The following is a 17,331-nucleotide window of genomic DNA, read 5'->3' on the forward strand; positions in this document are numbered from 1 at the left end:
CAGCTCCAGGCCGGCCACCTCGCGACCAGGATCCATGAAGGCCCGCAACACCGTGACCAGATGCCGGGCCAGCCGCCGCACCGACTCCTCGTCGAAGAGGGCGGTGCTGTACCGCAGGGTCCCGGCCAGGCCGCCCCCGGCAAGGTCGCGGAGTGTGAGATCGAGATCGGCGAGGGTCAGCGTGCCGACCATCTGGTCCGCGTCGCGCTCGTCCGGGACCTCGGGCTCCTGTCGGTCGGCGTCCCCGTCTTCCTGGACGTAGCTGAAGAAGACCCGGAAGAGCGGGGTGCGGGACCGGTCCCGGTCGGTCACCAGGGCGTCCACCAGCTGCTCGAACGGCAGGTCCTGGTGGGCGTAGCCCCCGAGCGCGGTCTCCCGCACCCGGGCCAGCACCTCGGCGAACGTCGGATCCCCCGACAAGTCGGTGCGCATCACCAGGGTGTTGAGGAAGAACCCGATCAGATGCTCGGTCTCGGACCGGCTCCGATCCGCCACCGGGGTGCCCACCACGATGTCGTCCTGACCGCAGTAGCGGCCCAGCAGCACGCTGAAGCCCGCGAGCAGTGCCATGAACATCGTCGCGCCGCCGTGCCAGGCGACCGCCCGCAGGCCGTTCGCCACATCGGCGGGGACAACGAACGGAACCGCCCCGCTCGCCGTCGACCGCACCGGAGGCCGGGGCCGGTCAGTGGGCAGCTCCAGCACCGGGGCACCGGCCAGACGCTCCCGCCAGTAGTCCAGCTGCCGATCCAGCACCTCCCCGGTCAACCAGGACCGCTGCCACACCGCGAAGTCCGCGTACTGCACCTCGAGCGGCGGCAGCGGATCCGGCTCCCCCGCCAGCAACGCGTCGTAGGAAGCCAGCAGATCGCGCCGCAGAATGCGCTCGGACCACTCGTCGAAGACGACGTGGTGCATCGTCAGGATCAGCAGGTGCCCGGTCTCACCCAGGCGGATCAGGCAGGCGCGGACGAGCCTCTCGGCCGCCAGGTCGAACGGGGTGGCCCCGTCCACCGCCACGAGGAACCGCGCCGCCGCCGTCGGATCGACCGCACCCGACATGTCGGCCACCGGCAGCGGAACCGGCCCGGGCGGGTCGATCACCTGGTACGCCACCCCGTCCGGGCCCGCAACCAGCCGGGTCCGCAACACCTCGTGCCGCGCCACCACCGCGTCCAGGGCCTCACCCAGGACGGCCGCGTCCACGGGGCCGTCCCATCGTATGGGCATGCGCACGACGTATTCGGCCGATTCCGGCTCGAGCCGGTCGAGGAACCACAGCCGCTGCTGGGCGAACGACAGCGGCAGCGACCGGTCCCGGGGCACGGGCGTCACCGGCGGCACCACCACGCCGCGCGCGGTGCCCTCGATCACCTCGGCCAGGCCCCGGACCGTCGGATGATCGAACAACGCGGCCAGGGGCACCTCGGCTCCGAACACCGACCGGACCCGGGACATCACCCGCGTGGCCAGCAGCGAATGCCCGCCGAGCTGGAAGAAGTCGTCGCCCGCGCCGACCCGGTCCACGCCCAGCACCTGGGCCCAGATGCCGGCCACCAGTTCCTCGCTGGGGCTGGACGGGGCGGTGTACCGGCCGTCCAGGTCGGGGCGGTGCGGGTCGGGAGCCGGCAGTGCCCTGCGGTCGGTCTTCCCGGACGAGGTCAGCGGCAGGTCGGCCAGCTCGGTGAACAGTGCCGGGATCATGAATTCGGGCAGGCTCGGGCGGAGGTGGCCGCGCAGCACGTCCACCGCGGGGATGCCACCGGCGTGGTCCGCCGGGACGACATAGGCGGCCAACCGCCGGTCGGGACCGTCTCCCCAGGCGAGGACCGCGGACGACCGGATCGCGGGATGGGTGTTCAGCGCGGCCTCGATCTCGCCCGGCTCGACGCGGAAGCCCCGGATCTTGATCTGGTCGTCGATCCGGCCCAGGAACTCCAAGTGCCCGTCGGCCCGTCGGCGCACCCGGTCGCCCGTCCGGTACAGCCGCGACCCGTCGCGGGAGAACCGGTCGGCGACGAACCGCTCGGCGGTCAGCGCCGGGCGCCGGCCGTATCCGCGGGCCAGCTGCGCGCCGCCGACGAACAGTTCGCCGGCCACCCCGACCGGTACCGGGTCCAGCCGGGCGTCCAGGACGTAGACCCGGGTGTTGGCGATCGGAGTGCCGATCGCCGGGCCGCCCGTGGAGGACGGACCGACGGCGCCGATGCTGGTCGCCACCGTGGTCTCCGTCGGGCCGTAGCCGTTGAGGAGGCGGTGGTGGTTCTGCCACGCGGCCGCGAGGTCGGGGTCCAGACGCTCCCCCACGGTGATCAGGGTGCCGAGTCCGCCGAGGTCACCCGGCTCCAGCATCCTCACCAGCGACGGCGGCAGGAGCGTCACCCACACGGCCCGGTCGCGGATCAGCCTGGCGAGCAGGTCCGGTTCGGCGCGCTGCTCCGGCCTGGCCACGACCGATGTGCCGGCCAGCGCCAGTGCCATCACCAGCTCGCCGACCGCGCCGTCGAAACTGAGTGGCGCGAACTGGAGCACACGTGTCCCCGGTCCGGCTCCCACGGCCGCACGGAACGCGGTCGCCAGGTTGATCGCGCCACGGTGAGCGACCTGCACGCCCTTGGGCGTGCCGGTGGAACCCGAGGTGTAGATCACGTAGGCGAGCCGCTCCGGACCTCCCGCTACCGGGCCGGGCGGTGTGGGAGGTGACGCCGCGATCGCGGCCTGAACCGCTGGGTCGTCCAGAACGATGGTCCGCAGACCGGTGGGCAGGGTCGTGGGCAGGCAGGTACCGACGACGATCGCCGCCCCGCTGTCGTCCAGCATGAACGCCGTCCGCTGCGCCCCCTGGTCGGGGTCCAGCGGCAGGTACGCCCCGCCGGCCAGCCAGACCGCCAGAATGGCGATCACGGCGTCCGGTCCCGGCGGCAGATGCAGGGCCACCACCGTCTCGGACGTGACACCGGCCGCGCGCAGCCGGTGGGCGAGCCGCGCCGCTCGTTCCCGCAGGGCGGCGTACGTCAGCGACAGGGAACCGCTTTCGAGCGCGATCGTGTCCGGCGCCGCTCGCGCGATCAGATCGTGTACGCCGTCGACCGGGGGTGTCGGGACCGCCGTGTCGTTCCATTCGTCGAGGAGGCAGCGCCGTTCCCGCTGCGTGAGCACCGGCAGGTCGGCGACCAGGCCGCCCTCGTCCGCGACGACGGCCTGCAGCAGCTCGGCCAGGTAGCGCGCCATCCGCCCGACGGTTTCATCGTCGAATCCGGCCCGGTCGTACACCAGCCGGACAACCAGCTCGTCGTCCCAGTTGACGATGACGGCCAGCGGCTCGTGCGCCTGCATCTCGAACAGGATTCGCTGGACGCGGATGTCACCCCCCGTGGGCTGGTCCTGGTCCGGCGCCGTCGGCGTGGGGTGGTTCTCGAACACGAACAGCGTCTCGAACAGGGACTGTCCGGCGGGGATCTCGCTGCAGGCCTGGATGTCGGTCAGCGGGGTGTGCTCGAACCGGCGACCGCGTGCCTGCTCGGCCTGTATTCCGGCCAGCCACCGCGGGACCGTCTGACCGGATTCGACCTTGATGCGGGCCGGGACGGTGTTGATCAGCAGGCCGACCATGGACTCGATGCCGTCGAGCCGGCCGCTGCGCCCGGAGGAGAGTACGCCGAACACGACGTCGTCGGTGCCGGCGTAGCGGGCGGTGAGGATGGCCCACGCGCCCTGGACGACCGTGTTGACCGTCAGCCGGTGCCGTCGCGCGAACTCCGCCATCCTGACGGACGTGTCCGTCGGCAGGCGGACCCAGGCCGTGCCCTGCCCGGTCTTCCCGGTCGTGTGCCCGACGCCCAGCGGCGTGGGCGCGGTGAGGCCGGCGAGCCGCTGCCGCCAGTACCGCCGGGCCGCTTCCTGGTCCTGGCTCGCCGACCAGGCCACGAAATCACGGAACGGCCGCCTGTCCAGCAGTCTCGGCCGCTGCCTGGCCACCAGTTCCCGGTAGGCGTGCAAGGCGTCGCCGACCACCACCGGGGCGCTCCATCCGTCCAGCAGCAGGTGGTGGTAACTCCACAACACCCGGTACCGGTCCTCGCCCAGGCACATCACCGCGACCCGCGCCAGCGACGGCGCGGTGAAATCTGCGCCCTGGGCGACGTCGGCCGCCTCGTGGTCCGCGACGGCCCGCTGTCGGGTGTCCTCGTCCAGTCCGGACAGGTCGATCACCTGCCAGGGCAGCGGCACCGACCGGGACACCACCGCCACCGGCACCTCGGCTTGATCCCACACCCCGGTGCGCAGGGCCTCATGCCGGGCGAAGACCAGTTCCCAGGCCTGACGCAGGAGCTCGAGGTCGATCCGGCCGTCCAGCAACAGCCCGTACTGGATCCAGTACATCCCCTGCTCGGGAGCCAGCCGGGAGTGCAACAGCATGCCCTGCTGCAGCCCGGTCAGCGGGTAGATGTCCTGGATGGCGCCGCCGCGCGGGCGCGCCGTCATGTCGAACGCCGTCATGACCCGCCTCCGGAGTCGGTGCTCTCCCGCGGCCCGGACACCGGGCCGAAGTGCTGGGCGATGAGGTCCAGTGCGGTGTGGTCCAGGCCCGCCAGCGGGAAGTCCGACGGCGTGTAGCCGTCGTCGGCCTCCGGCCCTGAGCGGCAGCAGTGGTCGATCAGCTCGCCGAGGACCTCGATGTAGCGGTGCGCCAGTGCGGAGATCGTCGCCTCGTCATGGATGTCGTCGCTGTAGCTCCAGACAAGGCTCAGACGGCCGTCCGCGACGCGGCCGAGGATCTCGATCAGATACAGGCGGTCGCCTTCGGACGACCGTGCCCGGCCGCGTGGCCCCTCGGTGAGCCGGAACCGTTCGTCGGCGTGGTGGCTGGTAGGGGCCTGGCCGAGGTAGTTGAAGCTGATCTCGGCGGTCGCGGGGGGCCGCCAGCCCGACAGGTGGCGCAGCAGGCCGTAGCCCAGACCGTGGCGGGGCACCTGCCGCACCATCTCCTTGGTGTCCGCCAGCACCCTGCCCGGTTCCGTGCCGCCGTGCAGCGCGACCGGATACAGGCAGGTGAACCAGCCGACGGTCCGGGACAGATCCATCCCGGGAGCCTCCTCGTGGCGGCCGTGACTCTCCACGTCCACCACCACCGGTCCCCCGCCGGCCCAGCCGCCCAGCACCAGACCCAGTCCGGCCAGCAGTACCTCGTCCACGTGCAACCGCGACTCCGACGGCACCCGGTGCAGCAACCGCGACGTCGGCTCCTCGCCGAGAGTCACCCGCACCTCCCGGCCCGCCGCCATCACGTTGCGCCCCCACCGGTCGCGCGGCACCGGCCGTGCCTGTTCCGCCACCTGTTCCCAGTACGGGATCTCGGTGGTGACCTCATCGGAGCCGGCCAGTTCCGCAAGGTGTGACGACCATGCCGCGAACGACGTCGTCTTCGCCGGCAGCACTACGGGCTCTCCCGCCGACAACCGCCCGTACGCGGATCCCAAGTCACTGATCAGGACCGGCCACGACACCGTGTCCACCAGCAGGTGGTGCACCACCACCAACACGAGCGGCCGCTCGGCCCGGTCGAAGACCACGACCCGGATCAGCGGTCCGGCCGACAGGTCCAGGGAGCCCTGCGCCGCGTCAGCGACGCTCGTCAGCCATTCCTCCTCGCCGGTTCCGGACGGGCACGGCCCTGCTTCCCACACCACGTCCGCGTGCGTTGCGCCGGTCTCCTCGACCCCCGCCACACGGCCACGCCATTCCCCGTCCACCAGGTCGAACCGGGCCCGCAACCCGTCATGATGCGCCAACAGCTCCGCCACGGACGCACGTAACACACTCGGGTCCACCCGGCCCGCGGCTTCGAGCAGAACCGACTGGTTGAAGTGCCAAGGCGCCGGCAGACCCAATCCGAAGAACCACTTCTGCACCGGCGACAACGCCGTGTCGCCCGCCACGGCCCCCTGATCGGCCACCGCAGCCGCACCGGCCTCGGCGACAGCCGCCAGCGACCCTGCCGTCTGAAAGTCGAACAACTGCGCCACCGATACCCCGACACCCGATGCCCGCGCCCGCGCCACCACCTGAATCCCGGTGATCGAGTCCCCGCCCAGCTCGAAGAAGTTGTCATCGACGCCCACCCGGTCCACACCCAGCGCCCGGGCGAACGCCTCCGCGAGAACTCGCTCCACCTCGGTGCGCGGAGCAACGAACTCCGTCACGTCCGGACGCGCCACGTCCGGGTCCGGCAGCAGACTCCGGTCGACCTTGCCGTTGGGCGTCAACGGCAAGGCGGCCAGCTCGGTGAAGGAGGCCGGGATCATGAACTCGGGCAACCGCCGCCGCAGGAACTCGCGCAGATCGGACACCGAGGGTATGCCGCCGACGGGATCGGCCGGGACCAGGTAGGCCGACAACCGGGCCGAGGTCCCCTGCCCGAACACGGCGGCCACCGCGGACCGTACCTTCGGATGCGCGGCCAGCGCCGCTTCGACCTCACCCGGCTCGATCCGGTATCCCCGCACCTTGACCTGGTCGTCGGAGCGGCCCAGGAACTCCACCTGCCCGTCCGGCAGCCACCGCGCCCGGTCACCTGTCCGGTACAGCCGCGAACCGTCCCCGGCGAACGGATCGGCCACGAACCGCTCCGCCGTCAACGCCGGCGCGCCGAGATAGCCTCGGGCCAGGCCCGCACCGCCGATGAAGAGGTCTCCGGGCACCCCGATCGGTACCAGGTCCATCGACTGGTCCAGCACATACAGGCGGGTGTTGGCCAGCGGGGCGCCGATCGGGAGTGCTCCGTCCACTCCGTACCGACCGTCCGGGTCTTCCTCGGGCGGGTGGGTGTAGGAGGTGACGTCGATGGTGGCCTCGGTCGGGCCGTACACGTTGTGCAACGGCACCGGCAGGACCCTGGCGAGCGCGGCCGCGGTCAGCCCGGTGAGCTGTTCCCCGCCGCACACCACCTGACGCACCGCCGTGCACCCCGCCAGAGCGGGGCGATCGGTGAGGAGCGTGAGCATGGCCGGGACGGTCGCCAGGACGCTCACCCGCTGAGCCGTCGTCACCTCGATCAGCCCGTCGACGTCCGCGACCGGTCCGGTCACCGGCATGACGACCAGCGTGCCGCCCGCGGCCAGCCCCGGGTACAGCTCGATCCCGAACGCGTCGAAGCTCGGCGACGAGGACACCAGCACCCGGTCGTGCTCCGTGACAGCGAACCGGCGGTTGAACCAGCCCACGTAGTTGGCCAGCGCGTCGTGCCCGACCATCACGCCCTTCGGCTGCCCCGTCGATCCGGACGTGTAGATCACGTACGCCAGTTGCCCGGCCTGCGGCGGCAAGGACGCGGCGGGTTCCGCAGCCGTCACGGCGTGCCGCACCGCGGGGTCGTCCAGCGCGATGACCCGCAGCCGCCGCACCGGCAGGTCGTCCACCGTCGCGGACGTGCCGATCAGGACCGCCGCACGGCTGTCGGCCAGCATGAACGCCAGCCGTTCGGGCGGGTACGCGGGGTCCAGCGGCAGGTAGGCCGCCCCGGCCTGCCACACCGCCAGCACCGCGACGGTCAGATCGACCCCTCTGGGCAGGCACAGCCCCACGGTGGTCTCCGGTCCGACCCCCACCTCGCGCAGGTGTCCTGCCAGGCGGCCCACTCGTGACATCAGATCCGCGTATGTCACAGACCGTTTCCCGCATGTCACGGCGACCGCGTCCGGGCGGGCGGCAGCCTGCCCGGTGATCAGTTCGAGTACCCCGGCCGCCGGCCCGGGCTCCGCGGTGTCGTTCCATTCGACGGTGAGCCGGTAGCGCTCCGCGGCGGTCACCATCGGCAGCGCCGACACCGGACGGCCCGGGTCCGCGGCGACCGCGTCCAATATCGTGCCGAGGTGCCCCGCCATCCGCTCGACGGTGGCCGCGTCGAACAGCGCCACCAGGTACTGGATCACTCCGGACAGCTCACGACCGTCGTCGCTGAAGATCATCCGTATGTCGAACCGCGAGATGGCACCCGTCCACAGGCCCTCCAGCATTCTGGGATCCAGGTTCCGGGTGGGCCCGTCCTCGGTGACGAAGTAGTTGAACAGCACCTGGAAGAGCGGGGCGCGGGACCGGTCGCGGTCGCTGACCAGCGCATCGACGAGCTGCTCGAACGGCAGGTCCTGGTGGGCGTGCGCGGCGAGCGTCGTTTCGCGGACCCGGCCCAGCAGCTCGGTGAAGGACGGGTCCCCGGACAGGTCGGTGCGCAGCACCAGATCGTTGACGAAGAATCCGATCAGGTCCTCGGTCTCGGCCCGGTTCCGGCCGGCCACCGGTGTGCCCACCACGATGTCGTCCTGGCGGCTGTAGCGGCCGAGTAGCACCACGAACGCCGTGAACAGCGTCATGAACAGGGTGACGCCGTTGTCGCGGGCGATGCTCCGCAGCGCGTCCGCGGTCGCGGCCGGAACGGCGAACGGCACCACGGCGCCCGCGCTGGACCGGACCGGAGGGCGCGGCCTGTCGGTGGGCAGATCCAGCACCGGGGCCCCGGCCAGCTGGTCCCGCCAGTAGGCCAGTTGCCGGTCCAGCACCTCGCCGGTCAGCCAGGACCGCTGCCACACCGCGAAGTCGGCGTACTGCACCGGCAGAGGCGGCAGCGGATCGGGCTCTCCGGCCCGGAACGCGTCGTAAAGCGCCGCCAGTTCCCGCCGGAAGATCCCGTCCGACCATTCGTCGAAGGCGATGTGGTGGACCGACATGGCGAGGATGTGGCCGGCCGGGCCCAGCCGGATCAGGCCGGCGCGGATGAGTGGCCCGGCCGCCATGTCGAAGGGCAGCAGAGCGTCCGCCATGATCAGCAGCCGGGCGCCCGCGACCGCGTCGGGCAGCCCCGACACGTCCGCCACCGGCAGGGGAACCGGGCCGGGAGGGTCGACGACCTGGCGGCCGACGCCGTCCGGGCCGGTCACCAGCCGGGTGCGCAGCACCTCGTGCCGTGCGGCGATCGTGTCGAGTGCGGCCCCCAGACTCCGGATGTCCAGGTCGCCGTCCAGCCACATCGGCGTCGGCACGTTGTACTCGGTCGAACCCGGTTCGAGCTGGTCGAGGAACCACAGGCGCTGCTGTCCGAACGACAGCGGCAGCGGCCGGTCCCGGCGCACCGCCGTCACCGGCGGCACCGCTCGTGCCGCCGACGTGCCGTCGATGACGGCGGCCAGGCCGCGCACGGTGGGACGGCCGAACAGCGCGGCGACGGGCACCTCGGCCTCGAACTCCGCGCGGATCCGGGACACGACCCGCGTGGCCAGCAGCGAATGCCCGCCCAGCGTGAAGAAGTCGTCGTCGGCGCCGACCCGGTCCAGGCCCAGCAGTCCGGCCCAGATTCCGGCCAGCAGCTCTTCGGTCCGCGTCGACGGCGGCGTGTAGTGGCCGTTGAGCGCGGGACTGAGGTCGGCGGCGGGCAGCGCGGCGCGGTCGAGTTTGCCGCTCGGGGTCAGCGGCACCGCCGCCAGCTCGGTGAAGGCTGCCGGGATCATGAACTCCGGTAGCCGCAGGGCCGCGAACCCACGCAGCTCGTCGGGTGTGGGGATGCCCTCGGCGTGATCGGCCGGGATCAGGTAGGCCACCAGCCGCGCGTCCGCGCCGGTCCCCTCCACGGCGGCCACCGCCGACCGTACGGCGGGATGGGCGGCGAGGACGGCTTCGACCTCCGCCGGCTCGATCCGGAACCCGCGCACCTTCACCTGGTCGTCGGCGCGGCCCAGGAACTCCACCTGCCCGTCCGTCAGCCACCGCACCCGGTCACCTGTCCGGTACAGGCGCGAACCGTCCCCGGCGAACGGGTCGGCGACGAACCGCTCCGCCGTGAGCGCCGGCCGTCCGCCGTAGCCGCGGGCCAGCTGCGGCCCGCCGATGTACAGCTCCCCCGGCACCCCCACCGGCACCGGGTTCAGAAACGTGTCCAGGACGTACAGCCGTGTGTTCGGCGCCGCGCGGCCCACCGCCGGCGCGCGCCGTGCCTCGGGGTTCACCGGCCCGGCTGTCACCATCACCGTGGCCTCGGTCGGCCCGTAGGTGTTGACGAGCCGTCGGCCCCGCGCCCAGGCCCGCGCCAGCACCGCGGTCATCCGCTCGGCCCCGGACAACACCGTGCCCAGGCCCGGTACCCACGCCGGGTCCAGGACCTCCAGCAGCGACGGCACCACGCTGGCCGCCTCCACTCCCAGCGCCGTCACCATCGCGGCGAGCCGGGTCGGATCGGCTCGCTCGGCTCCGGCCGCCACCACGAGCGTGCCGCCGCGTCCCAGCGTCGCCGCCAGGTCCAGCACGGCGGCATCGAAGCTGAACGAGGCGAACTGCAGCACCCTGGTCCCAGGAGCGACGCACAGCGCGGGCCCGAGGGCGACGACGAGGTTCGCCACACCGCCGTGGGTGAGGCGTGTGCCCTTCGGGGTGCCGGTCGACCCCGATGTGTAGACCACGTACGCCAGCGTGTCCGGCGCCACCCGGACGTCCTGGAATCGGCCCGGCGGCGCCGCAAGCTCCGCCCGTACCGCTGAGTCGTCCAGCCACACCGCCGGCACGCCGTCCCCGGCCGGGCCGCCCGCCGCCGAACGGTCCCCGACCAGCAGGACCGCGTCGGCGTCGGTCAGCATGAACTCAAGCCGGTCCGCCGGGTACTCCGGGTCCAGCGACAGGTACGAGCCGCCCGCCAGCCACACCCCCAGTACCGCGGTCACCATGTCCGCCCCGCGCGGCAGGCACAGGCCCACCACCGACTCCGGCCCGACTCCTCGCGCGCCCAGCAGGCGCGCCAGCCGCCTTGCCCGGTCCACCAGGCATCCGTAGGAAACCTGCCGCGGTCCGCACACCACCGCGACCGCGTCCGGGTGTGCCGCCGCACGTGCGACGATCAGCTCGGCCACCCCGGCCGCGGGCGGGGCCGCCACGGACTCGCCGTGCCAGCCTCCGGTCACCTGCCGGCGCTCGGCGGCCGTCAGCACCGGTATCCGCGAAAGAGGACGGCCCGGATCGGCTGCCACGCCCCGCAGCACCGTGACGATGTGCCCTGCCAGCCGGTCGATCGTGTCCGGATCGAACAGCTCCGTGCTGTAGTCGATCTGTCCGGTCACGTCCGTCCCGCCATCGGCCAGCGCCAGCGCCAGATCGAACTTCACGTCCACCGGACGCGGTGCGACATCCCGGCCGGGCCGAATGGCCCCCTCGTCCGGGTCGGGGGTGGCGTAGCTGAAGAAGACCTGGAAGAGGGGGGTGCGGGAGCGGTCGCGTTCGGTGACCAGGGCGTCCACCAGCTGCTCGAACGGCAGATCCTGGTGGGCGTAGGCGCCCAGTGCCGTTTCCCGCACCCGGCCCACGAGTTCGGCGAACGTAGGGTCGCCGGACAGGTCGGTGCGCAGGACCAGGGTGTTGACGAAGAACCCGATCAGGTCCTCCGTCTCGGCGCGGTTCCGGTTCGCCACCGGCGTACCGACCGCCACGTCGTCGGTGCCGCAGTACCGGCCCAACAGCACATCGAACGCCGCCAGCAACACCATGAACATCGTCGCGCCGTTCGCGCGGGCCAACTCGCGCAGCGCGTCGGCGGTCTCGGCCGGGATGGTGAAGTGTGCCGCGGTGCCCGCGGTGGAGCGCACCGGCGGCCGGGGCCGGTCGACGGGCAGCTCCAGCACAGGCGCCCCGGCCAACTTCTCCCGCCAGTAGGCCAGCTGACCATCCAGGACCTCGCCGGTCAGCCAGGACCGCTGCCACACCGCGTAGTCGGCGTACTGCACCGCCAGGGGCGCCAGCGGATCCGGCTGCCCGGCCGCAAACGCCCGGTAAAGAGCCGACAACTCTCGGAACAGGATGCGCCCCGACCACTCGTCGGAGACAGCATGGTGCATCGACAACACCAGCAGGTGCCTGGTGTCGGCCAACCGGATCAGACACGTCCGCAGCAGCGGTCCGGCCGCCAGGTCGAACGGCGCCGCCGCATCGCCCTCCACCAGATCCCGGGCCACACCCAACGGATCAGCGACACCCGACACATCCACCACCGGCAGCGGCACCGGCCCCGGCGGATCGATCACCTGACACGCCACTCCGTCCGCACCCGCCACCAAACGCGTCCGCAACACCTCATGCCGCGCCACCACCGCATCCAGCGCCCCACCCAGCGCCGCCACATCCACCACACCCTCGAACCACACCGGCGAGGGCACGTTGTACTCGACCGAACCCGGCTCCAACCGGTCAAGGAACCACAACCGCTGCTGCCCGAACGACAACGGCAACAACTCGTCCCGGCCCACCACCGTCACCGGCGGCACCACCACACCCGGCACCGCCCCCTCAACCACCCCCGCCAAAGCCCGCACCGTCGGATGATCAAACAACGCCGCCAGCGCAACCTCACTCCCGAACACCTCACGAATCCGGGACACCACCTGCGTAGCCAGCAACGAATGCCCGCCCAACTCAAAGAAATTGTCCAGCGCACCCACCGGACCACACCCCAGCACCTGCGCCCAGATCCCCGCCAGCAACTCCTCCGACGCCCCCACCGGCGCCACAAACACACCCACATCCGAACGGGAAACATCCGGATCAGGCAACGCCGCCCGATCCACCTTCCCGTTGGACGTCAGCGGCAGAGCCCCCAACCCCACAAACACCGACGGAACCATGAACTCCGGCAACCGGCCGCCCAGGAACACCCGCAACTCACCCGCACCCAGCACCCCACCACCACCGACCGGCACCACATAAGCCACCAGCCGGCGCTCCGCACCCTGCCCCCGCGCCACCACCACAGCCGCCGCGACCCCCGGATGCGCGGCCAGCACCGACTCCACCTCACCCGGCTCGACCCGGAACCCCCGCACCTTGACCTGACCATCCACCCGGCCCAAAAACTCCACCCGGCCACCCGCCAGCCACCGCACCCGGTCCCCCGTGCGATACAACCGCCCACCATCCCCCGCGAACGGGTCCGGGACGAAACGCTCCGCGGTCAGCGCGGGACGCCCCCCATAACCACGCGCCACCTGCACCCCGCCCACATACAACTCCCCCGCCACACCCACCGGCACCGGGCCCAGATGACGATCCAGCACATACACCCGCGTCCCCGGCAAAGGCGAACCCACCGGCACCACCCCAGCCGCCGCCTCCACCCCACCCACCCGCGCAGTGAGCACACCCACCGTCGTCTCCGTCGGACCATAGTGATTAACCACCACCCGATCCCCCGCCACCTCCACCAACCGCGCAGCCAGACCCGGCGAAACCGCCTCACCCCCCAACACCAGCACCCGCCCCGGCAGCAGCCCCACCACCCCACCCGCACCCGCACCCGCACCGGCACCGGCACCGGCACCGGCACCGGCACCGGCCAGCGCGGCCAGATGCGAAGGCACCACCTTCAAGAAATCGATCCCCCACCGCACCACAAAACCGCGCACCGCACCCGGATCAGCCACCACAGCCGCATCCAGCACATGCAACACACCGCCACACACCAACGACGCGAACACCATCGTGTTGCCCAGATCCGTCACCAACGGCTGCACCACACCGAACCGCCCACCACCGCCCACACCCAGACGACCCACCACCCCCGCCACATACCCCGCCACACCACCGAACGTGACCTGCACACCCTTCGGCCGCCCCGACGAACCCGACGTATACACCACATACGCCAACTGACCAGGACGCCTCACCACCGACCCCACCCGCACCGAAGACAACCCGGCCAGATCCGCACGCACCACCGGATCGTCCAACGACACCACCCGCAACCGCCCCGCAGGCAGATCCCCCACCGTCTCCCGCGTGCCCACCACCACCGCGGCACGGCTGTCAGCCAGCATGAACGCCAACCGCCCCACCGGGAACGCCGGATCCAACGGCAGATACGCACCCCCCGCCAGCCACACCCCCAACACCGCCGTCACCATCTCCACACCCGCCGGCAGACACAACCCCACAACGGTCTCCGCACCCACCCCCACACCACGCAAATACGCCGCCAACCGCGACGCCCGCCCCACCAACCCCCCATACGTCACACAACCCTCAGGACCCACCACCGCCACCGCATCCGGAACCGACCCCCCACACGCCAGCACCGCCTCCGCAACCCCACCCCCACCCAAAGCCCCAACCCCAGCCCCGCTCCACCCCTCCAACAACTCCACACGCTCAACAGCACCCACCATCGACACAGCAGACAACGGCCGGTCAGGATCAACAGCCACCGCACCCAGAACCGTGACGAGGTGACCGGTCAGCCGGGAGATCGTCGCCGCGTCGAACAACGCGGTGCTGTACTCCACCACCCCGGCCAGGTCCACGCCGTCGTCCACCAGGATCAGCCGCAGATCGAACTTCGCGACCACGTCCGTTCCGACGTCGCCCGGGTCCTCGACGTCGTAGTTGAAGAACGCCTGGAACAGCGGGGTGCGCGCCCGGTCCCGCTCGGTGACCAGGGCATCCACCAACTGCTCGAACGGCAGGTCCTGATGGGCGAAGGCACCCAGCGCCGCCTCCCGCACCCGCCCCACCAGCTCACCGAACGACGGATCCCCCGACAGATCCGTACGCAACACCAGCGTGTTCACGAAGAACCCGATCAGATCCTCGGTCTCGGCACGGTTCCGGTTCGCCACCGGGGTTCCCGCCACTACGTCGTCGGTTCCGCAGTACCGCCCCAGCAGCACGGCGTACGCGGCGAAGAGCACCATGAACATTGACGCGCCGCTCTCGCGGGCGATCCTCCGCAGCCCCTGTGCCGTCTCATGGGGGATGGCGAACCGGGTGACCCTTCCCGAGGACGAACGGACCGGCGGACGCGGGTGGTCGGTGGGCAGTTCCAGCACGGGAAGCCCGTCCAGCCGGTCCCGCCAGTAGGCCAGTTGCCGATCCAGCACGTCGCCGGTCAGCCAGGCCCGCTGCCAGAGAGCGAAGTCGGCGTACTGCACGGGGAGGGCCGGCAGCGGATCCGGCTTCCCCGCACGGAAGGCGGTGTCGAGGAGCGAGAGTTCACGCCGGAGGATCCGGCCCGACCATTCGTCGAAGGCGACATGGTGCATGGTCAGCGACAGCACGTGTCCGGCCGGGCCGAGCCGGATCAGGCAGGCCCGGATCAGCGGACCGGTGGCCAGGTCGAACGGTGAGACCGCGTCCAGGGCGACCAGCCGGTCGGCCGCCCGCATCGGCTCCGCCGCCGCGGACACATCGGCAATCGGCAGCGGTACCGGGCCGGGTGGGTCGATCACCTGACCGGGCGTCCCGTCGGGGCCGGCCACCAGCCGGGTCCGCAGCGCCTCGTGCCGGGCTACCACGGCGTCCAGCGCGGCGCCCAGTGCGCGTACGTCGGTGTCCGCCGTCAGCGGCATGCGCATCGGCACGTTGTACTCGGCCGTCCCGGGTTCGAGCTGATCGAGGAACCACAGCCGCTGCTGGGCGAAGGACAGCGGCAGCGTCCGGTCGCGCGGTACCGGTGTCACCGGCGGCGCCGGGGTCCGCACAAAGGGCCCTTCGACGGCCGCGGCAAGGCCTCGTACCGTGGCCTGGTCGAACAGGACGGCGAGCGGCAGCTCGACCCCGAGCGCCTCGCGCACCCTGGAGATCACCTGCATGGCGAGCAGGGAGTGTCCGCCGAGTTCGAAGAAGTTGTCGAGTGCTCCGATCGGTCGCACGCCCAGGACCTCGGCCAGGATCTCGGCCAGCAGATCCTCGGTGGGCGTCGCTGGGGCGACGAAGGGGCCGTCCAGGTCGGGGCGGTCCGAACCGGGGTCGGGGAGGGCGGCCCGGTCGATCTTGCCGGCCGGAGTGAGCGGCAGTGCGGCCAACTCGGTGAACGAGGCCGGAATCATGAAGTCCGGCAGCCTGCCCCGCAGGTACTCCCGCAGGTCGGCGGGTCCCGGGATGCCGGCGCCGGAAGCGGCCGGGACCAGGTAGGCCGCCAACCGGGACCGCGTACCGTCCCCGGCGAGGGCCACGACGGCGGAACGGACGCCGGCGTGGGCGGCCAGCGCGGCCTCCACCTCGCCCAGCTCGACCCGGAATCCTCGCACCTTGACCTGGTCGTCGGTCCGGCCGATGAACTCCAGGTCACCGGCCGTGGTCCACCGCACCCGGTCACCCGTCCGGTAGAGCCGGGTCCCGTCCCCCGCGAACGGGTCGGCGACGAACCGCTCCGCGGTGAGGGCCGGGCGGTGGCCGTAGCCGCGCGCCACCTGCGGTCCGCCGATGAACAGCTCCCCGGTGACCTCGGCGGGCACCGGCCTGAGTTCCTCGTCCAGGACGTGCAGGGACATGTGGGACACGGCGGAGCCGATCGGCGGCGCCTGCCGGATCTCGGGATCGACCTGCCCGGTGGTGACCATCACCGATGCCTCGGTCGGCCCATAGGTGTTGACCAGCCGGCGGTTCCGCGCCCACGCCCGCGCCACCTGTTCGGTGAGCCGCTCGGCGCCCACCAGGACGGTGCCGAGGCCGGGGAGGTCCTTTGGCGACAGCACACTCAGCAGTGACGGCACCACGCTGGCGGCCTGCACCGCACCGGCTCGGAGCAGCGCCGACAGCCGGGACGGCTCGGCCCGCTCTGGCCCGGTCGCCACGACCAGTGTCCCGCCGTACGCCAGCGTGGCCGCGATGTCGAGCACCGCGGCGTCGAAGCTGAACGAGGCGAACTGCAGCATGCGCACACCGGGCTCCACCCCGAGCACGGGTGCCAGACCGGCCACCAGGTTGGCGAGTCCGGCGTGGGGCACCTGGACGCCCTTCGGTGTCCCGGTCGACCCCGATGTGTAGATCGTGTAGGCCAGCCCGGCCGGGTCCACGGGCACCGGTTCAGGGGGCGCGGTGGGCAGCGCGGCCAGATCGGCGCGCAGGGCCGGGTCGTCCAGCCACACCGCCGTGCCGTCGTCCATCGCTTCCGCGACGGCGCCGCCCGGGCCGCTCCCCGCGGTCCGGTCCCCGACCAGGACGGCGGCGCCGCCGTCGGCGAGCATGAACGCGAGCCGCTCGGCCGGGTAGTCCGGATCCAAGGGCAGGTACGCGCCCCCGGCCTGCCACACCGCCAGTACGGCTACCACCATCTCCACGCAGCGCGGCAGGTACAACGCCACCGCGGATTCCGGTCCGACGCCCAGGGCGCGCAGATGCCGGGCCAGCCGGGCCGACCGCCCCACCAGCCCGGCGTAGGTGAGCGACCGCTGCCCGCACACCACCGCCACCGCGTCCGGGTGGGTCGCCGCCCGGGCGGCGACGAGCTCGTGCACTGCGATGAAATCGGTCTTTTCCCCGTCGGACGGGTGCTCGGAAGGCACTGCCAACACCTCCGCCTGAACGTGGTGT

At 72.0% G+C, this 17,331-nt stretch carries 2 protein-coding genes (1 of these 2 only partly in view); both read right to left on the reverse strand.

Features of this window, described 5'->3' with window-relative positions; genetic code table 11:
* A protein-coding gene (locus RKD20_RS09185; RefSeq protein WP_424877282.1) for an amino acid adenylation domain-containing protein crosses the window boundary here: on the reverse strand, positions 1 to 4,500 show its 5' portion. 1,929 nt of this gene lie to the left of the window's left edge; 4,500 of the gene's 6,429 nt are visible here — the first part of the coding sequence; the start codon lies at positions 4,498 to 4,500; its stop codon lies beyond the left edge, outside the window.
* A complete protein-coding gene (locus RKD20_RS09190) occupies positions 4,497 to 17,303 on the reverse strand; it encodes an amino acid adenylation domain-containing protein (RefSeq protein ID WP_424877283.1) in 12,807 nt (4,268 codons plus the stop codon). Before RKD20_RS09190 ends, RKD20_RS09185 begins: the two co-directional genes overlap by 4 nt.
* Positions 17,304 to 17,331: the final 28 nt, after the last annotated feature.

It is taken from the genome of Streptomyces sp. SLBN-8D4, assembly GCF_049739545.1.
GTDB classification, from domain to species: domain Bacteria; phylum Actinomycetota; class Actinomycetes; order Streptomycetales; family Streptomycetaceae; genus Streptomyces; species Streptomyces canus_C.